We start from the raw sequence: 19059 nt of genomic DNA on the forward strand, positions 1-19059 counted from the left end.
CGACGTTGCCCGCCACGCCGTTGACCGCCGAGACGGTCTTGGTCGCGCCGGTGTCGACGTCGGTGTCGTTGGCAAGCACGTTGCCCGCGGCCGAGGGATCGCCGGCAAAGGCGGTGTTGCCGGGGTTGACCCCGGCCTCGGTGACGAGGTCGGCGCCATTGACGTCGGCGACCGCCACCGGGGCGTCGTTGGTGCCGGTGATGTTCACTACGATATTGTACGAAGCCGTCCCGTCAAACGACATCACGGTCAACGTATCGGTGGCGCTCGCTCCCTGGGCCAGGGACTGGGTGTCGGGATCGCTATTATTGAGCGCGTAGGTCCATTGACCGGTGGTCGCATTGAACGTGAACGCGCCGTACGTACCGTTCAGGGAGCCTGGGGATGGGTCCTGAAAATGGTTCTGGCCAAGATCTGCGTCATTGACGACCAAAGTGCCGCCCGCCGAGGGGTCGCCAGGGTAAGGGCTGTTGCCCGGTTTGACGCCGGATTCCGTTACCAAATTGTCACTCGCGCCGACCACAGCAATCGAGGCATTGTCGTTGGCGCCGGTGATGTTGATCTTGACTGTCGCTTCGCTCAGCGTGCCGTTGCCGAGGCGGATCGCATAGACGAACTGGTCAGCGAAGACCTGGCCGGCGGTGAGCGAATCGACGCTGCGGCCCTGGCCAGGGATGCCCGACCCGTCGGCAATCCGGTATTCGATCTTGCCGTTGTTGATGCGCACCCAGTTGTGGTTGAGTGTTTCCTCCCAGGGCGACACCCCGGCCGCGTTCACATCCTTGACGAGAAGATCGAAGTCGGCCGTCAGCGGGTTGCCATCGCCGTCCTCAACCGAGAACAGAGTCTTAGCGCTGCCGCCAAGGTCGTTGGCCATGACGTCGAGAAAAATCGTGCCTGTAGCGGCGTCGTAAAGCGATGTATTCGCTCGAAGGACGTCCTCGAGAAAGACGTAATTGTCGTCCTTCGCCTGAGGCGTGTTCGTAAAGGATGTGACGGATCCCCCGCCAGTAGTCTGGGTCGCCATGTCTAATTCCCCCCGAGGAATTCGCGCTTCAGCACGGCGCGACGTGCCGACTCGCCCCCCGGGCGAATCGTTAATAAACAATTAACCTAGAAGAATTTTCTAAGGTATAGCAATGGTTTAATTTCGGAGCCGTGCCAAAGTGGGACCATGGCAGTTCTGATGGCTCGCGAATGCACGTTCGATACTGGGCATAGTCGATGAGGCGATTTCTGTTAATGTCCACTTTCAACCCAAAAGAGACATTCCTTCTCTAACCGATTCATAGCCGAACGCCGTTTACACCGGCGCTCGCGCTAAGCTAACGGCGACTCAAGTAAGAGCAGATGGCCGTGTTGGCGGGGCGCGCGGGGAACCATCACTCGACACATTCGAGCCGATCGCCGAATGTGCAACGATGAACGATCGCGAACGCGCGCAACTAACCCTGATAGTCACGCACGAACTGGGAGCTGCTCGGCGCGGCTTGGAGGAACGGATTGGCGCGGTGTTTGCCAATCATTCCGCACGCGGTCGATTGCAGTCTGGCGCTACAATCAAAGTTTCCGTTGGAGCAATGGGAGAGATTGGGCAGGCGTTTCTTGATGACCTCTCCTCGAAAACAAAGGACATTGCCGCCAACCCAGAAGCCTTCGAAATGCTGTCCGCCGCCGTCGGCGAGTTTCTCGACATATGCTTGGAAGAGCAATTGCCTCCCGTCACGCGCATGGCGAGCGGACGGCTGCAAGGGCCGCGCGATCAGAGCATTGAAAGTGCGGGGCGTGAAATCTTTGATCAAATGCGTGCGGTCATCGAGGCCAAGCTGGCAATCATGGCCTTTGATTTTGAAGCGGCTGGACCGCCGCCAGTTATCGCACCGCCCATTCCACCAGCCTTACCCTCACCGAAGAAGGGCGGGCGGCCACCAGCGGAATTTTGGGATGACATGTGGGCGGCAATTGCGGCTGCTCTTTATGTCGGAAGCTTGAAGCCGAAGACGCAGGCCGACGTCGAGCGAGCGATGGCAGATTGGATTACAGCGAACGACCACAGCGCGGCCGACAGCACCGTTCGCGCTCGCGCGCGGCGGCTATGGGATCGTATTCAGGCAATCGACGAATAGTTTCCGCCCGTTTTCGTCCGTTTCCGGCCGCGATTCAAACTTTACGCGCGCAAATGCACTGCCGTGTTCGCTGGCATCCGGCCGGCAGCAACGGAGTGACGAAAATGGAAGCATTGGCAGTTTCGATCAACGACACGGCAAAGGCCCTGGGGCTGGGGCGCACGTCAATCTATGCGATGATCGGCGACGGGCGGCTCGAGGCGTTCAAGTTGGGGCGGCGTACGCTGGTGAAAGCGGAGTCGATCCGGCGGCTGGTCGCGGCGCAAGGCTGAGGGGCAGGTCATGGCCGCGCGACGGGTCAACCCGCGCGCCGTCAAGCTGCACCGGAGCTATAGTGTTCCCGAACTGGCGGCTTGTCTCGGCGTCCATAAGAATACCGTGCGCCATTGGCAGCGCGACGGCCTGAAGCCGATCGATGGCGGGCGTCCGCTACTATTTCAAGGAGCCGTCGTCCGGACCTTCCTTTCGACCCGTAACGCCAGCCGCAAGCGCCCTTGCCCTCCGGGAACGCTCTATTGCTTCCGGTGCCGGGAGCCGCGCCCGCCCGCGCTTGGCATGGTCGATTATCTGTCGCTCAACTCCAATTCCGGAAACGTCCGCGCGATCTGCGCTACATGCGAAACCGTGATGCACCGGCGGGCGTCGAAAGCCGCGCTGGCGTCGATCCTGCCGGGATGTGACGTCCAATATGGGGAAGCCTTGCCACGCCTAAAGGGCCGTTCCCCGCCCTCCCTGAATTGTGATTTGGAAAGGCAAGCGGCGGCATGACGAATCACAGTGGGGCAAACGAGCGGATCAAGCGCGACTATTTCGCCTATCTGAAGGAAGCGCTGGGCCGCGACGAGGCGACGATCGACGGCGTGGCCAAGTCGCTCGCCCGGTTCGAGGAATCAACCAAGGCGCGCGATTTCAAGCGGTTTCATCGCGAACAGGCGGTCGCGTTCAAAGCGACACTGGCCAAGGCGACCAACGCGCGCACCGGGGAGCGGATCAGCAAGGCAACGATGCTTTCGACGCTGCGCGATCTGCGCGCCTTCTTTTTCTGGCTGGCGCACCTGCCCGGCTTCAAGTCACATATCCATTATGCCGACGCAGACTATTTCAATTTGAGCGACAAGGACGTGGCGGTGGCGCGAGCGCGGCGGGAGAAGCGAGTGCCGACGCTGGCGCAAGTCCATCACGTCCTGTCCGCCATGCCAGCCGAAACGATCCTGGAACGCCGCGACCGAGCGCTGATTGCCTTCGCCGCGTTGACCGGGGCACGGGTGGCGGCGCTGGCGTCGTTCCGGCTGGGGCACGTCAATATCGACGACGCCTTTGTCGAACAGGACGCCCGCGATGTGCGGACCAAATTCGCCAAGACGTTTCGCACCTGGTTCATGCCGATCGGCGGGGAAGCACTGGCCATTTTCACCGACTGGGCTGCTGAGCTGGAGCGCGATCACCTTTGGGGCCGCGACGATCCGCTGTTCCCGGCAACGCAAATGGGGCTGGACGCCCATGGCGGCTTTACGCCGGCCGGCATTTTGCGGAGCGGCTGGCGCACGACCCAGCCGATCAATGTGATATTCCGCCGCGCGTTCGAGCGGGCGGGCTTGCCCTATTTCAACCCGCACAGCTTCCGCGATATGCTGGTGCGCCACGCCATGACGCTCAACCTGTCAGCGGAGACGATGAAGGCCTGGTCGCAGAACCTGGGCCATGCCGACGTGCTGACGACATTCACAAGCTATGGCAACGTGCCCGCTCACCGCCAAGGAGAGCTGATCCGGTCGCTGAGCGAGCCGCGTCCGCACTGCGACACGCTCGACGACCCGAACGTCATCGCGTTAATTCGAGCAATTCAGGCAAAAGCCTGACCCGCCTTGCCCCGACGGGGAAACGTCCTAAGCATTAACCCGAAAGCTGGGAGGGCAACCCGACGCGAACGTGACCGGGTAGAAAATAATCGACGCCAACAAATAATTGTGGGGGCCTATTTGGGGGCCTTTTTCAGATTGTGCCGCAAGAACAAGCAATAATTTCAATTAGATAAGGTCGACTATCGAGTCCTCTCCTGGGCGCCATTGGTTAACGGGCGCAATGCGCCAACCGGTTATCTGGGGGCGCTCCGAACTGGCCGTATGGCGGATCGCCGATCCCGAATATCGTCGCGCCTTTAGCAAGGGCGAACCAATGAAAGTGATTGCGTTAGTTTTGCCAATGGCGCTGGCCATCGCCAGCCAAATGGCCATGGCCCAGGCGTCGCCGCCAGGCGCGACAACCGCCGCCGCGCCGCCGCCACCGGCATGCACCAAGCCGGAAAACCGCCAGTTCGATTTCTGGATCGGGCACTGGCGCGTGATCAACACCACGGATCGTCAGCCGGCCGGCGAAAGCCGGATCGAAAAGCTGTATCAAGGCTGCACTATCCGCGAGAATTGGTCCGAGCCGGGCTATGACGGCGGCAGCCTCAACACTTTTGTTGCGACCGACGGCAAATGGCACCAGACGTGGACCGACTCCTCGGGCAGCTGGCGCGAGTTTGTCGGTGGCTTGGTTGACGGCAAAATGGTCCTGGTTTGGGCCCATCCCAGCGTTCGGACGCCGGGCAAGACCGCCCAGGAGCGGATGATCTTTACCGCCAACCGCGACGGTACCGTCCGACAATATTCCGACGCCTCGATCGACGGGGTCAAATGGGTCGAACGCTACGATTACACCTACATCCCCGTCGCACTCTGATCAGCAATCTGGATACTATAATTATAAGTAAAGTGGATATTGGTAGTGACCACAGTCGTCGCGTAACTTCCTAGGCCGGAAGTCCGCGTTTCGACAGGAGCAGCCATGTCTCGTCGCTCGATCATGCTTTGCGCACTTATGCTGACGGTCGGGGCGAGCCCGCTTGCCGCGGCAACGGCCCCGCCGCGACCGGCGCACGGCCCGTGGGGTGTCGATCTTGCCGATCAGGACCCGACGGTTCGGCCAGGCGACGATTTCGCCATGTATCAGAACGGCGGCTGGTTCGGCCGCACCCAGATTGGATCGGGCCAGCCCAACGCGGCTTATTGGCGCGACGTGCGGATTGAAGCGGGGCAGCGCATCGACGCCATGCTTAACGATCTTGACGCGCTGCCCGCCGGAGAACGCTTGGGGTCGAAGGCGCTGGTGTCCGCATTCCGCCGCTCGGCCATGGACGAGGCGACCATCGCTGCCCGCGGCATCACGCCCCTGGCGCCGGAATTGGCCGCTATTGGCGCGGCGTCCGACAAGTCCAGATTTGCCGCGCTCATGGGTTCGGTCGAAGGACCCGGAACACTGCGCCAGATCGCCGTGCGACTGAACCCCGGCCGGGACCTGTTCACATTGCAGATCGACCAGGATCAAAGCGATCCCGAGTGCTATGCGCTGTACATCGGCCAAGGCGGATTGATTCTGCCGGGGCCGGAATATTATGTCGATCCGAGTTTTCGTGATCTCAAGTCCGCGTATCAGGCGCATATCGCGACCATGCTCCGGCTAATCGGCTGGCCGGATGCCGTCGAACGGGCCGGGCAAATCGTCGATCTCGAAACCCGGATCGCGATGGTCAGCTCGTCGCATGAACAGGTCCGCGAGGTCAGCGACAATTATCACCGCGTGACCATCAAGCAGTTGCGCAACCTCGCGCCGGGTTTCGACTGGAACGCATTCCTCGGTGGTGCTGGGCTGCCCCGAGACGTGATCACCGTCATCGACTCACCGGCGGCAATCAACGGGATTGCCAAAATCTATGCTTCGGCCCCGATCGAGGTGCTGCAAGCGAAGCAGGCGTTCGGTGCCGCTTACGTCAATGCCGCTCGTCTGAGCCCCATTGTTTATGATGCCTATCGACAATTCGCCGCCAGCGCACTTGCCGGCTTGCAAGCGGGTCCCAATCGTAAATCCGACGCGATCAACGTGATTGAAAGCGCGGTCCCTGACGCGGTCGGGGCAATCTATGTCGAGCGCTTTTTCTCGCCCGAAGTTAAGGCCAAGGTCAGTAATATGTCCGCGCTCATGAAACAGGCGCTCAACCACAGGATTTCACAAACGGATTGGCTGAGCGCTGAAGGCAAGGCGAGGGCCCGCCAAAAGCTTGGCAGCCTGCAAGTCCATGTCGGTTATCCCGATAATTTCGACGATTACCGGGGTCTAATGATCAAAGATAATGACTTTTATGGCAACGCGTCCCGCGCCGCCGCTTACGATTGGCGCAAGCAGGTGCGCGAACTGAAACAAAAGTATGATCGATCGGCGTGGCGTCTGACACCATTCTATCCCCAGTATAACTACACGCCGACCGCCAACACGGTCGAAGTGCCCGCGGCGCTGCTCGTGCCGCCATTCTTCGACATTAATGCCGACGACGCGGTCAATTATGGCGCCGACGGAACAACCATCGGCTCCCAGTTTGCTGCCGCGTTCAGTGGCATCGGGATCAATTACGACGCGACCGGCCGTCTTCGCCAATGGCTGCCGCCGGCAGATGCGTCACGACTTAGCGACATCAGGCGCAAGCTAAGTGCTCGATACTCGCAGCAGGAACCCCTGCCTGGGATGCATTTAAAAGGCGACTTGCTGGCCGATGAAGCGATGTCCGATATCGACGGTGTGCAAATTGCACTCGATGCGTACCACGCCTCATTGGGCGGAATTGATGCGCCATTGATCGATGGCTACACCGGCGATCAGCGCTTTTTTCTTGGCAGAGCCCAAATGTGGCGGGCCAAGTTCTCGCCGGAATTCACCCGCAACCAAATTGCCACCGGGAGCAACGCCCCGCCTTACATGCGGATCAACGGGCCGCTCGCCAACATCGACGCGTGGTATGACGCCTTCAAGGTTGCCAGCGGTGACAAGCTGTATGTTCCCCCAGAGGATCGTATCCGAGCCTGGGCAACTAACCCCTAAGTCCGGACGCAACCGATTATTCCGCGTTTGCCCCGACCACGTTCGACTTGTCGAAATCTCATTGCGCGATACGGACAGTCGAATGTCCCGTCTTGCTCAAGCGATCTGACCGCCATGGTGGCCCCCGACGGTCAATCCTCGGCATTTCTTGCCGTGGTTCTCGATCGCGGCGACGGCGCCACGCTAACGCATCAGCTGTACGCCCAGTTGCGCGACATCATCCTGAGCGGGCGGCTCGGCGATGGCGCGCGGATGCCGTCGACGCGAAGATTGTGCCTTGACCTGCAAGTATCGCGGACGGTCACGCTTGCCGCGTATGACCAATTGGCGGCCGAGGGCTATCTCGCCAGTCGCGCGGGATCCGGTTATTTCGTCGAACCGCTCGTCCAACATCACAGCCGGAACGCGGGCGTCGAAAACGTCCGTCGGGCCGACGCGACTTGGGACGAACCCGCGGCTTTGGCCCGCCCGTTCAATCCCAGTGCACAAGCCACGAACCTGTTCCCGCACCAAACCTGGGCGCGCTTGCTTGGCCGCAGCTGGCGCCGGCCAGAAACGATGCCGAATGACCTGACCGCCGCTGGTCATGGCGGGCTTCGCGCGGCCATCGCCAACCATCTTTATGCGTTGCGCGGCGTCGATTACCGCCCCGATCAAATCCTGATTACTTCGGGCAATTCGGACGCCTTGCAACTCATCGTTCGTTCGTTCGGGACTCTTGCTGATACAGTGTGGGTCGAGGATCCTGGTCACGGCGCCGCCATCCGGGTCCTTCGCGCCGAAGGTCTCGCCATCGTCCCGGTGCCCGTCGACAGCATCGGACTGAATGTTGCGGCCGGTATCGCGCTCGACCCCAAAGCCCGTTTCGCGCTGATCACGCCGGCCCGTCAGTTTCCGCTTGGCATGCCGCTCGCGCTCAACCGTCGACTGGAGTTGCTAAATTGGGCGCGGGACAGCGGCACGATCCTCATCGAAGACGATTATGACAGCGAAATTCGCTTCGCCGGGCGGGCGATGCCGTCACTGGCTGCGCTTGGGCAAAGTGACTCGGTCCTGTCCTTGGGGAGCCTGTCGAAGCTGACCTTCCCGGGTTTGCGTATCGGTTACATTGCCGGCCCCGGGCCCATGATCGCAGACCTGGTCGCAAGGCGAGCCGAACTCGGCACCCAGGTTGCAACGACGGGCCAGGCTGCCCTGGCCGAATTTTTCAGCGAAGGGGCGTTCGCCAAACATTTGCGGGCGTTGCGCGGCCATTTGAACCAGCGGCGCAATTTGCTCCTGCGTCTGCTCGAGAATGACGTCGGCGAGGACGTTGTCGTGCTTCCTCAGGAAGTCGGCATGCACCTGACGATCGTGCTCGACGACCGCTTCCACGATGTCGCCGCCGACGAAAGGCTGGCGGAGGAAGCGGCGCGCGAGGGACTCAACCTCGCTCCATTGTCGTCGCACTCGATCCGCGCGTTCGCGCGCAATGGTTTTCTGCTCGGCTATGCCGGATGGAGCGAGGCCGAACTCATCGACGGCGTGCGGATTCTCGCGCAAATTCTCAAACGATTTCGACCCAGCGCGCATCGCCGGGATTAAAGATCACGTCACCTTGATGATGACCATCGTCACATTGTCGGGCGCGCCGCGGGCCAGAGCGGCGGCAACCAGGCTCTCGGCCGCATCGGCGGGGCTTTTGGTGGCAAGTTCGGTGGCCAGTTCGGCATCATTGACTAGCCTTGTCAGGCCGTCGCTGGCGAGCAGGAACAGATCGCCCGGCCGAGCGTCGCCACTCACCGTTTCGATCTTGAGGTCGGCGGCGACGCCGACGGCGCGGGTGATGACGTTGGCGTTGGGGTGCGAGTCCGCTTCTTGCGGCGTCAGCATCCCCGCGTCGACCAAATCCTGTACCAGGCTATGGTCGCGCGACAGCTGGACGATCTGCCCGTCGCGGACCCGATAGGCGCGGCTGTCGCCGGCCCAGAAGCAGCGAAATTGCTGGTTGGCGATGGCCAGTCCGACGACCGTGCTGCCAATGGTGCGCGACGAGTCATCCGACCCAGCCAGGGCAATCAGCTCACGATTGACCTGGCTTAGCGCGGCGACCGCGGCCTCCAGCAGGTTATCCAGGCCGTAGACGATCGGAATGCGGAGGAGCGCCTCGGTGACCATGGCGCTGGCAACGTCGCCCTTGTCATGCCCACCCATGCCGTCGGCAACCGCCCACAGGCCGCGATCGGTGCGGACCAGCATGGAATCCTCGTTCACCTTGCGGCGAAGCCCAACGTCGGTTCGGCTGATACATTCGAAGGCCACGCTCACTCCCCGCTTACCATCCACAGCAGAGAGACTAGCAATTGCCGAGGGTTCATGCGATTTACTTTTACTTCATTGCATTCGTCTGGGGGAAGTCGGCTGTGAGTAAGGCCTACAGCAACAAGGCGTTGCCTGCCGGGACCGTCATTCGTGAATGGCGTCTCGAAGACGTTCTGGGCGTCGGCGGCTTTGGCATAGTATACAAGGGCCGCGGCATCTCTTTCGGCGAACTGGTTGCCATCAAAGAATATTTCCCGAGCTCGATCAGCGAACGGGATTCCGAATCCACAGTTGTGCCGATCGGCTCAGACGTCGAAGAAGTGCACGCGCTGGGGCTCAAGAAGTTTGTCGAAGAAGCCAAGCTCCTGTGGAATTTGTCGACCCCCACCCGGCATCCCAACATCGTCAGCGTTCGCAGCCTGTTCGAGGTTCATGGCACCGCCTACATGGTGATGGACTTTGAAGACGGCGTGTCGCTGTCAAAGCTGCTCAAGGACGGGCGGCGCTTCAACGAACGCAGCCTGTGGAACATCGTCCGGCCGATCGCCGAGGGCCTCGACCGCGCCCACCGCGTTGGTGTCCTCCATCGCTACATCAAGCCGCCGAACATTCTCATCACCGACGACAGCCGGCCGGTCCTGATCGATTTTGGCTCGGCGCGATTCGAAGCCGCCGAAGCAACCAGCACGACGGTGACATTCCACACTCCGCCGTACGCGGCGCTCGAGCAATATGTGAAGACCTATCCGCAGGGGCCGTGGACCGACATCTACGCGCTCGGGGTGGTGCTTTACGAGTGTGTGACCGGCGAAAAGCCGCCCGAGGTTCTCGAGCGGATGCATGGCAGCATGGGGACGCCGCTCGCCGAGGGCACGTGGCCAGGCTTTGGCAAGCGTTTCCTGCAGGCGATCGACGCTAGCATGACGATCCGTCCGACCGAGCGGCCGCAGTCGATCCGCGAATGGCTCGCTTTGTTTGGCAAGAAGGACGTGGAGGAAGAAATCAGCTCGGACGAGGAGCCGACTCGTTTCTTCGCCCACGAAGTGACCGCCGAGGAAATCATGCCGGTCGCGCCGCCGGAGGCGGGCTTCGACCAGAAAGAGCCACTTGAAACGCAGGTGCCGAAAGATCCGGGCGACGTGCAATTCAAGCGTGCCGGCGAGGACACCGGTGCGACGAAGAGGAAGAAAGACTCCGAAAAGGGCAAGGAAGCCGAGCCCGTCAAAGTTGAGGAAGAAGAGCAAGAGGCGGCGACAACCCCTGAAGTTGTGCCCCTCGACCGGGCAGCCGCCGCCAAGAAGAAACCGGTTGGCGCTGTCCGGGATGGTGCCAGGGAGCCGCCGAGCGAATGGTATAAGAAGCCGCGCGTTGCGATGCTCGCCGGCGGCGGTGCCGTGGCGCTGCTGGCGGCCGTCGCGGCCGGCTCCTTCTTGTTCGGCAAAGGGGATTCGAATTCGGGTTACGAGCCCGTCCCGAACCTCAGCGGGCCGACCTTCACGCCGGTTACCAATCTTGAGGTTGACGGCCTCGCGCCCGCCGAGCGCTCGCTTGCCGAGGATGCGCAAAAAGCTGGCGCTCCGGCTACGGCGGTCAGCGATCTCATTGCCGCGAGCGATAATCTAGCCACCCAGTCGGCAGCGCTGCGAACGCTTCAAAGCAACCCAAAGCAGACCGCCGCGGCAACCGCCAAAGCGGATGAGATGAAGCACCTGGCCGCCGCAGCCAATGTGGCGTTCACGGCCGCCTTGCTGAGTGATGCCGAGGCCCGGGCCCGGAGAATGTCGTCGGACGCCAATGCAGCAAGCCAGGGGAGCGTGGGGAATGCGCTTTCGGCTTTGCGCGCTGCGGTTCAGGCGTCGGCCGCCGCTACCGATCCCGCCCAATCTTTGAACGCTGCCCGGGACGCCCTAGGTAAGTCGCAGGGGTTTACGTATAGCCTGCAGGCCGCGAACCGGCGCGGCGCCGAAGCATTGGCACAACGGACGGCGAAGAAGACCGCAGGGACAGCATTGCCGTCGGCGACTGAGCGAGCCGCCACAACCGTCAAGCCGACTGCCGCGGCAGAGGTCGTAGCCACTCCATCAAGCACTGGTCTTTCGGCGGGCAAACTGTCTCAGCTCAACGCCACCATCGACGGTGCGCGCGGATTGGCGAAAGCGGTGATCCGCATGGGCGACCACAGCTCGAATGCGACCCGTAAAGCCAACGCCGGCCTGGCCAAGAACTATGACAAATACCTCGCCAACCTTAGGGATTCCGGGCGCGGGGTGAAGTCCGATAAGGAAGCAGATCGGCTGATCAAGGAAGCCAACCAGACCAAGGCCTACATTGTCTTCCTCAACAAGCAGTCGTCGGCGGCGCAATAAGCTCTGCGGTCCGACGATGGGAATTCGTCAGATCAGGATGATCTAGCAAGCTTGGGTTCGCGCGGATTGCCCCGATTGCCGCTTATTGCGCTGCTCTGCTGATCGATTTCCGCGCGGGAGCGGATCTCGTGTTCGAACGAAACATTGCCAACCCGAAGCACGGCGCCGACCGGGAGGTCTTGGGCGCCGACAATTCGCTGGTTGTCGATATAAGTGCCGTTGGTCGAATTGAGATCCGAGACGCGCAGCTGGTCGCCGGCCAATTCCACCAGGCAATGCGACCGCGAAACCCCGGCGCCGGCGACGATGATATCGGCAGGCGCGGTCCGGCCGACTTTCAGGCCCTCGGCGCTCACGACAAACCTGGTTTCCGGTACTTCTCCGTCAAGCTTCAGCAAGCAATGGATCTGATCGCTTTCATGTTGTCGAAAGTCGTCAGACCGCTTGTAGAACTGAGTCCGATCGTCGTCATCGGAGGTCGGTTGCAGGAGCTTCTCCCCGCCGCGCGCCTCGCGCAGCCGTGCCGCCGCGAACATCAAGTCGTCGATACTGGCCAGCGGCGGCGGTTTCGCGTCGACAGCGACAGGGTCCACCGGTGGTTGAGGGGCAGGGGCCGGCTCCGGCTTGGCAACGGGCTTGGCAGCTGTGGGTTGATCCAGGGCTTCGTCGCCTTCACCGACCAGGCGGCGCAAATCATTGACCAGCGTCCGCCAGCGATTGTCGGATAGATCGCCCGTCCAGTCGGAAAGGTCCGCGGCATGGGTCAGTTCGAAAATGATCGGCCGATCGCAGGGTTCGATGATCGCCGGCACGAGCTTGTTGCGCCGATCAGCGAGCGTCGCCTCGGCCCTTACCCAACGCGAAAGAACGGAGCGAGGCGACCACAGCACGACGACGGCTTTGGCCGCCCGCAGCTCCTTCTCGATGACTTCGTCGAACGTTTGACCCGAACGCAAGGCGGCATCCCACCAGACGCTGAATCCCTCCTGCGCGAAGGATTCAGCGAAGTGCCGGGCCGCGGCCCGGTCTTCCCTGCTGTATGACAAAAAGATGTCAGTGTCGGACAAACAAAACCCCTAAGTGTGAACCCATCGGCCCTACGGGAGGCCGTCACCACGCCGCTAAGACGCGTCACTGGTTGCCCCCAACCAGATGCGTTCCGCCGCACGCGATTCGAACACGCGCTTTTTACTCTCTGTTAACTAACGCCAAAAGTCGACCCCCGAAGTCCGCCGGGCAAGCTGCAATTATGGCGTTCCTGTCCTCTTTTGGCACTATTTGCCTCCGTTGAGGGCTAGGCCATACCCAAATCCTGCTGCTGGTTGACCAGCCGCCACTCGTCGAGATCCGAGAGCATTGTCCGGGCCGCCTGCTCGGCAAGGTCGGCAGCGCGAGGGAGCGCAATGCCTCGCATCAGCTCGGCGTCAATTTGCCCTAAAGTATTGGCGGTCGCCTCCGACCGGACCGCGCTGCCGCCGAAATCGCCCTGAAAGCGAATGCCGAACACCGCGGTACCAAGGGCCGGGAAGCCGGACGATACCAACTGAAACCAGCTATTGAATTCCTGAACGATAAACGGCGCGACCGCATAGCCGGCGATGACGGCAACCGAGACAAATAGCGTCGCCAGGAACAGCCACCCGGCGACTTTTTCCAGCCGCTGGTCGAGCGTGTCGATCTGGCCGGCGCTGCGGTGATGATAGGCAACTTGCGGTGCGATCTCGAAAGTCGCCACGGCCCGCGCCAGCTCGGCTTCGCGGGCCTTGTCGATCACGCCGCCCGGGCATCCCATCACGCGCCAGATCGCGCCGGCATACCAATCGATCCAGCGCGCCGACACCGGGTTGGTGATGCTCCCGGGTGGATCGGGCGCGGCGATGCCGAGCAGTTTGAGGCTGCGCATCGGGCGCAGGCGTTCGGCCAACTGGCGATAATCGAGCCAGCGCCGGTGCCATTGGTTGCGCACCCCCATCTTGGTGTTGAGGATGATGGCCAGCGTAATGATGAATTCGACTAGCGCTAGTTGCAGGCTGGCATGGGGTGCCATGAAACCGCTCAGGCCGATGCAAACGGCAATCCCGCCAAGGACGAAATTGAAGACGTGGCCGCTGCGGTAGGTTTGGGCGAATTGGCCGGCCAGCCGGTCGCTCCAGCTGTAGGCCTCCTTCAGCAAATCGACGGTGGGTCCAGCTTTGTCAGGTTCAAATTGGACGTCCGGGTAGCTTAGCCATTCCTCTTCGATTTGAGCGGCGCAATGGGAGTCGCGAAAATTGCCTGGCCTGAAACGCTTGACGCCGGTCACCGCCAACAGGAGCGGATATTCGACCCTGATGCGATAGCCGCGCCGCCGCTCATGCGCGAACTGCTTGAGAAAGGTTCGTTCCTGCGAATTTGTCGGCGGTAACAATTCGGCCGCCAAGGTCTGCTCCACATGCTTGACGTCGAATGGTCGCTCGGCGGTCGATTGCAGTCCCTCCGTCACCACCATCGGATCGAACGCGCTCCATACAATCCGCGTCGGCATGACGCCGTCGACGGGCAGATGGATCACCGGAGACCCGCGCTTTATCGCCAGTTCGACGACTTCGGCGGTGCCGCCGCGGCCGCGGGCCGGCAAGCCATCCCAGACCGCGATGAGGACGTCGCAATGGGCGACAATGGCGCGGCCGGCCATCATATAGCTTTCCGGCTCGTCATCGCGCGAACCCGGCAGCTCAAGAACTCGGTCCGCTTTGTCGATCAGGGCATCGAATCGCGTCGCGGCCTCAGCGCGCGTGAAATCACGGCGGTAATCATCGCGGACGAACGGCAGCGCAACCTGCAGCGAAAAACCCAGCTTCAAGGCAACTTCGGCGGCCATCTGGTCGGCCCCGTCGGCGAGCGCAGACACGAACACGAAGTGCGGGTCGGTGCAAGCGAAACAATCGGCAGCGCTGGCTTGAACCGCCACGGCGCCGCGCATCAGCATTTGGAGAGCGTCGCGGATTTTTTGGGGCAATCCGGCTAGATAGTCGGGCGGCAAGGCCTCATGCCGGTGGCCGGTAATCCCGACGCACAGCACGAACGGAACCTGTGGCGGGGACTTGGTCCCGCGCTCCTCGGCCAACGGCTTGCCCTTGGTGCTGGTCAGCGCGGTCAGCCCATCCGATTCATTGTGCACATCGCGACCAACAATGCCCCGGCGGCGGCCAGCCCACCAATAATGACGTAGCTTGATAGTGTGTTCAGCGGTTTGAAGCCGCCATTCTGATTGTCGTAAATGGGATCAAACTGCACCGCCTTGTTGTGATTTCCGGTATCGATGAAGTTCAGCACGAACTTGAATTTGCACTCATCCAAATCCGTGTTGGTGACGTCGAGTGTGGCTGCGGTCACGCCGGTAACCGTAAACTCGGGGTCGCTGATGTGGCTGACGGGACAGCCCGGCGGCGACGATTTGCTGCCCTTGGCGACCCACATCACGTCGTTCATATCCTGGACGAACGCCAGTTTCAGGCCGTCGTTGTTCACGAGCGTGAAGTGGATGTCGTAATTCTCGGTCTTCTTCATGTTGTCCTTGGTTTTGTTGAACACCAAGGTGTCGGTATTCTTGCTGTCCTCGACCATGTCGAAGGTAATTTTTCCGTGCGAATCCTGATGGCTGTTGATAGTTACGGGGCGCGGTTTGTTGCTCATGCTTTGGTCCCTCCTGTTGCCCTTCGAATTTAACCCGGTTTTCGATATCCGATCGTCTCAAGCCCGGTTTTCAGCTGCTTGGCTTCTTGGGTCCTTCCGACCCGTTGCAGCAATTCCGCGCGCTCGCTGGTTTCGGGGGGCTTTTCCTTGATCCCCTGCGGCAGCAAAGCGAACCCCGCCTGCCAAGCCGACCGGGCGGCCCCTTGATCGCCGATTTGACGCTGAATGTCACCGACCAGTCGGTACGCCCCGGCAATAGTGTAACGTTTTTCGACTTGGTCGGTCCATTTTGCCGATTGCGCGTCGGCCAGCGCCCGTTCGGCCAGCGACAGCGCCTCTCCGGTTGCGCCGGCGGTGAGGGCAATCCTGGTCCGCATCGTCAGACAGGACCGGGCGAGGGCGCGCCATGCCACCACGCTAGGATCGCGAACGGTCAGGCCGCTGACAAGGTCGCAGCCGGCTCGGGTCTGGCTCGCCGCTTCGTCGGTCTGGCGCTTGGCCAACAGCGTTTCCGCCAGATCCAGTCGGGCCGACGCGGCGATTTCCCGCCATTTGGTATTGCCGGGTTCGGTTGGAATGAGCTCGTCAGCATGGCTCACCGCCAGCCGCAGTTGTTCCAAAGCCTGATCGAGTTCCCCCTTGGATGCGAATAATCGCCCGAGCGCCCGATAAGCCGGAATCGCCTTTTCCCGGTAGTCTACGTCGCTGGTGCCGCCCTGCATCAGCCGATTAAGCAACGCCACCTGTCGTTCGCGCTGACCGATCGCTTCGTCGAGTCGGCCATCAGCGCGCTGGGAATCGGCGAGCCAGGCCAGGGATTTGACGACGGATTTTTGATAGTCGCTGTTGTTGGGCTCGGCCGCCGCCAATTGCTCGATGGTGTTGAGCGCCTCCTGGAACTGCCGGCTCGCCTCCGGGAAGCGGCGCTGCTCGTACAGCGCGATGCCCAAATTGGCTGCGGCATATTGCGTTTCCATGCGCCATTTGCGGTTGTCTGGGTCGATTGCGACCATCCGGTCGGCAAGGCGCTTATATTCCCGCAAGGCGGTCTCGGCGCGCCCCATCTGGCCGCGTTGCCGGTCAATATCGCTGACGTAAAACACGTTCTGGGCGTGGTCGAACAAGCGCTGCGGGTCATCGGGCGACCGGCGCACCATCTCCGCCGTGCCGGCCATCGCTTCGTCGTAACGGCGCAGCGCCCCGTCGAAGTCGCCACGCAGGGTAGCGATTTCCGCAAGCAAGCTGAGCGCTCGCGATCGTTGCACCAGCGCGGCGTCCGACAGGCTGCTTTTGTCCTGCTTTTGGAAATAAGCGAGGGCGCGGCTGCCAACAGCGTCGAGCGCGTCGAGCCTGCCCACCGGTTCAAGCTTGTCTCGCAGATCGCCGAGCATGAAGCCGACCAACCCTTCGGCCTCGCGCCGCTGGTCGCGCGCTTCGTCGCGGGAGTCGAGCGCGAACACGGCAAGCGTGCTGGTGATGGCCATGCCGGCAATGGAAGCGCTGGCGACGATCGCCAGCCGGCGTTGGCGGCGATGGGTTTCCCGCTGGACGAGCTCGTCGAGCCCGACCCCGAGCATGCCGGCAATGAGCTTCAGCAAGCCAAGGCGCTTGCCGTCGCGATGATCGCGAAGGTCGGCCGCAAGCGGCTCGGCGGCGTGCGCGGTGGGGCGCCCGCGGCGGTCATATTTATGGCGCAGGGCGGCCGGCAGGCACTCCTCCGCCTCGCACCCCGGCATGCTGCTTGCGAACGGCTCGCCAGCGATGATCGCGGCCAACACGCAGCCGTCGGGCCGGTGCCGCTTGAACATGACGATCTCGGCGTTGACCCAGTGCGAAGCCGCCGCCGCCGGCGAGCACAGGACGATCAGGAAACGCGACGAATCCAGCGCGTCCTGAATGTCCCGGCCCAAGTCCTGCGACGCCGGGAGCTCGTGCCGGTCCCGGAAAATCGGCGTTAGGCGTCGGGGAATCGCGCCGTTCTGGGTCAGCCGGCCGGCTAACGCTCCCGGAGTGCGAAACCGCTCGAGCGCGCCGTGCAACCAGTCCGCCGTCGCCGCGTCAACGTGGCTGTAGCTCAGGAAGGCGTGATATTTCAGGGGATGAGCGTTGGCCGCGCGCGGTCCAGCCTTACTGCCGCGGACTCGGCCCCACTTCGATAGTCGGGCAACCTTCGGCATCGGTCGGCCCCCGCTGCGCTCCCGCGATTTATCAAAGTTGGCGGTAACCGCCAACCAGCTGGCTGGCTACGCTACGCCTATAATCAAGCACTTGGAAAGCCTGTCCGGTCTGGCGTGCGGCCGCGGCATGAATTAGGCGGGCCGGATGCCGCTCTATGCACTCGATGGTCTTATGCCTTCCCTGGGTGATGGAGCGTGGGCGGCGCCGTCGGCCGACCTGATCGGCGACGTCCGGCTCGGGTCGCGGGCGAGTGTCTGGTTCGGGACCGTGATCCGCGCCGACAATACGCCGATCCTGGTCGGCGACGACAGCAATATCCAGGACGGCGCGATCGGCCATTCCGATCCGGGCGCGCCGCTAACCATCGGCGCCCGCGTCACCGTTGGCCACCAGGCGATCCTCCACGGTTGCATCATCGCCGACGACTGCCTGATCGGCATGGGCGCGCGCATTCTCAATGGCGCGGTGCTGGGTACGGAATGCCTGGTCGGTGCGGGGGCGCTGATTACCGAAGGCAAAACATTCGAGCCCGGCAGCCTGATCGTTGGCGCGCCGGCGCGCGTGGTTCGGCCGCTGACCGACGACGAGAAAGCCGCGATCCGCGTCTCCGCTTCCCATTATGCCGACAAGGCGGCGCATTATGCGCAGGCGCTGCGGTTACATCGCTGATACTTGAAGCGCCGCCGCCGCTCGCCATCTTGCCCGCATGATCGACATTCGCCCCTTCGCTTCGCTCGGCCACGCCGACCACGGTTGGCTCGATGCCCGCCACCATTTCTCCTTCGCCGATTATCATGATCCGGCCCGCATGGGCTGGGGCAAAATCCGCGTCTGGAATGACGACAAGATCGCGGCCAAGTCCGGCTTCCCGCCGCACCCGCATCGCGACATGGAAATCGTCACTTACGTGCGGACCGGCGCGATCACGCACCAGGATTCGCTTGGCAACCAGGGCCGCACCGGCGCCGGCGATGTCCAAGTGATGAGCGCCGGGACCGGCGTTACCCACGCCGAGTTCAACCTCGAGGACGAGGACACGACCTTGTTCCAGATCTGGATTGAGACCGACCGTCCCGGCGCCCAGCCTGGCTGGGGCGCAAAGCCGTTTCCCAAGGATGTGCGCGACGGCCAATTCCAGCTGCTGGCGAGCGGCAATCAGGACGACAGCGCGCTGACCATCAACGCCGACGCACGGATTTTCGGGGCTACGGTCAAGGCCGGCGAGGCCATCGAGATCGACGCTTCGCCCGACCGTCACCTCTATTTGGTTCCGAGCGGGCGGGTGCGGGTCAATGGCGTCGAGGCGCAGGCGCGCGACGGCGTTGCCATCACCGGTGAGGACAAAGTGCGGATAGAGGCGAAAGACGACGCCGAGCTGGTGCTGGTCGACGCCTGTTAACCTGGCCCGAGTCGCCTTCCATTCATCGACGCTATGCTTGAAGAGCTTGGGATTGCGCGCCATGAGGCACCGGCGCGCGCCGGAAGGCTGTGCGATTCAA

General features: G+C 62.2%; 15 protein-coding genes and 1 pseudogene. 9 read left to right on the forward strand and 7 right to left on the reverse strand.

Annotated elements, in window-relative coordinates; all coding sequences use genetic code 11:
* On the reverse strand, window positions 1-1027 hold a 1027-nt coding region (locus RMO25_RS07570), incomplete at its 3' end, for a VCBS domain-containing protein (protein ID WP_309661994.1).
* A gap of 394 nt (window positions 1028-1421) precedes the next feature.
* Between RMO25_RS07570 and RMO25_RS07575 the strand changes: the two genes are divergently transcribed.
* The 6 genes from RMO25_RS07575 to RMO25_RS07600 all read left to right on the forward strand — a co-directional run bounded on the left by RMO25_RS07575 (window position 1422) and on the right by RMO25_RS07600 (window position 8624).
* On the forward strand, window positions 1422-2126 hold the full coding sequence (locus RMO25_RS07575) for a hypothetical protein (RefSeq protein WP_309661995.1): 705 nt from the start codon (window positions 1422-1424) through the stop codon (window positions 2124-2126).
* Between the two features lie 104 nt (window positions 2127-2230).
* Window positions 2231-2398 (forward strand): helix-turn-helix domain-containing protein, encoded by a 168-nt coding sequence (locus RMO25_RS07580; protein ID WP_309661996.1) that lies wholly within the window; start codon window positions 2231-2233, stop codon window positions 2396-2398.
* A 492-nt stretch (window positions 2399-2890) separates the two neighbouring features.
* Entirely contained in the window at window positions 2891-3985 is a 1095-nt protein-coding gene (locus tag RMO25_RS07585) for a site-specific integrase (RefSeq protein WP_309661997.1), read from the forward strand.
* A gap of 223 nt (window positions 3986-4208) precedes the next feature.
* Complete coding sequence (locus tag RMO25_RS07590) at window positions 4209-4850, forward strand: hypothetical protein (protein ID WP_309661998.1); 642 nt, start codon at window positions 4209-4211, stop codon at window positions 4848-4850.
* Window positions 4851-4955: 105 nt separating this feature from the next.
* Window positions 4956-7040 carry a M13 family metallopeptidase gene (locus RMO25_RS07595; protein ID WP_309661999.1) on the forward strand — a complete coding sequence of 695 codons (2085 nt, stop codon included), beginning with the start codon at window positions 4956-4958 and terminating at the stop codon, window positions 7038-7040.
* 114 nt (window positions 7041-7154) lie between these two features.
* Window positions 7155-8624: a PLP-dependent aminotransferase family protein gene (locus RMO25_RS07600; RefSeq protein WP_309662000.1), complete on the forward strand. Its 1470-nt coding sequence runs from the start codon at window positions 7155-7157 to the stop codon at window positions 8622-8624.
* Window positions 8625-8627: 3 nt separating this feature from the next.
* On the opposite strand, the gene RMO25_RS07605 is transcribed toward RMO25_RS07600, so the two are convergent.
* Window positions 8628-9347: a protein phosphatase 2C domain-containing protein gene (locus RMO25_RS07605; protein WP_309662001.1), complete on the reverse strand. Its 720-nt coding sequence runs from the start codon at window positions 9345-9347 to the stop codon at window positions 8628-8630.
* A gap of 95 nt (window positions 9348-9442) precedes the next feature.
* Here RMO25_RS07605 and RMO25_RS07610 point away from each other — a divergent pair, with 95 nt between their 5' ends.
* Window positions 9443-11707, forward strand: a complete 2265-nt coding sequence (locus RMO25_RS07610; RefSeq protein ID WP_309662002.1) for a serine/threonine-protein kinase — start codon at window positions 9443-9445, stop codon at window positions 11705-11707.
* A gap of 32 nt (window positions 11708-11739) precedes the next feature.
* On the opposite strand, the gene RMO25_RS07615 is transcribed toward RMO25_RS07610, so the two are convergent.
* From RMO25_RS07615 to RMO25_RS07635, 5 genes and pseudogenes are all read right to left on the reverse strand, one after another.
* Window positions 11740-12399 carry an FHA domain-containing protein gene (locus tag RMO25_RS07615; protein WP_309662003.1) on the reverse strand — a complete coding sequence of 220 codons (660 nt, stop codon included), beginning with the start codon at window positions 12397-12399 and terminating at the stop codon, window positions 11740-11742.
* Between the two features lie 99 nt (window positions 12400-12498).
* Window positions 12499-12774: pseudogene (locus RMO25_RS13850) on the reverse strand (toll/interleukin-1 receptor domain-containing protein); the annotation flags it as partial.
* 227 nt (window positions 12775-13001) lie between these two features.
* Entirely contained in the window at window positions 13002-14867 is a 1866-nt protein-coding gene (locus RMO25_RS07625) for a DUF4231 domain-containing protein (RefSeq protein ID WP_309662005.1), read from the reverse strand.
* Complete coding sequence (locus tag RMO25_RS07630; RefSeq protein ID WP_309662006.1) at window positions 14843-15382, reverse strand: hypothetical protein; 540 nt, start codon at window positions 15380-15382, stop codon at window positions 14843-14845. Before RMO25_RS07630 ends, RMO25_RS07625 begins: the two co-directional genes overlap by 25 nt.
* 29 nt (window positions 15383-15411) lie before the next feature.
* The gene (locus tag RMO25_RS07635; RefSeq protein WP_309662007.1) at window positions 15412-17559 is read right to left on the reverse strand and encodes a TIR domain-containing protein; all 2148 of its coding nucleotides are present in this window, start codon (window positions 17557-17559) and stop codon (window positions 15412-15414) included.
* A gap of 145 nt (window positions 17560-17704) precedes the next feature.
* On the opposite strand from RMO25_RS07635, the gene RMO25_RS07640 reads away from it, so the two are divergent.
* Both RMO25_RS07640 and RMO25_RS07645 read left to right on the forward strand, forming a co-directional pair.
* On the forward strand, window positions 17705-18229 hold the full coding sequence (locus RMO25_RS07640; protein WP_309662008.1) for a gamma carbonic anhydrase family protein: 525 nt from the start codon (window positions 17705-17707) through the stop codon (window positions 18227-18229).
* A 37-nt stretch (window positions 18230-18266) separates the two neighbouring features.
* Window positions 18267-18959, forward strand: a complete 693-nt coding sequence (locus RMO25_RS07645; protein WP_309662009.1) for a pirin family protein — start codon at window positions 18267-18269, stop codon at window positions 18957-18959.
* Window positions 18960-19059: the final 100 nt, after the last annotated feature.

It is taken from the genome of Sphingomonas sp. (assembly GCF_031361285.1).
In the GTDB taxonomy this organism is placed as follows: domain Bacteria; phylum Pseudomonadota; class Alphaproteobacteria; order Sphingomonadales; family Sphingomonadaceae; genus Sphingomicrobium.

Coding starts and splice junctions, on each gene's coding strand:
- RMO25_RS07630 (WP_309662006.1), bottom strand. CDS start 15,382: ATGAGCAACAAACCGCGCCCCGTAACTATCAACAGCCATCAGGATTCG.
- RMO25_RS07575 (WP_309661995.1), top strand. CDS start 1,422: ATGAACGATCGCGAACGCGCGCAACTAACCCTGATAGTCACGCACGAA.
- RMO25_RS07600 (WP_309662000.1), top strand. CDS start 7,155: ATGGTGGCCCCCGACGGTCAATCCTCGGCATTTCTTGCCGTGGTTCTC.
- RMO25_RS07595 (WP_309661999.1), top strand. CDS start 4,956: ATGTCTCGTCGCTCGATCATGCTTTGCGCACTTATGCTGACGGTCGGG.
- RMO25_RS07635 (WP_309662007.1), bottom strand. CDS start 17,559: ATGCCGAAGGTTGCCCGACTATCGAAGTGGGGCCGAGTCCGCGGCAGT.
- RMO25_RS07645 (WP_309662009.1), top strand. CDS start 18,267: ATGATCGACATTCGCCCCTTCGCTTCGCTCGGCCACGCCGACCACGGT.
- RMO25_RS07585 (WP_309661997.1), top strand. CDS start 2,891: ATGACGAATCACAGTGGGGCAAACGAGCGGATCAAGCGCGACTATTTC.
- RMO25_RS07580 (WP_309661996.1), top strand. CDS start 2,231: ATGGAAGCATTGGCAGTTTCGATCAACGACACGGCAAAGGCCCTGGGG.
- RMO25_RS07590 (WP_309661998.1), top strand. CDS start 4,209: ATGCGCCAACCGGTTATCTGGGGGCGCTCCGAACTGGCCGTATGGCGG.
- RMO25_RS07640 (WP_309662008.1), top strand. CDS start 17,705: ATGCCGCTCTATGCACTCGATGGTCTTATGCCTTCCCTGGGTGATGGA.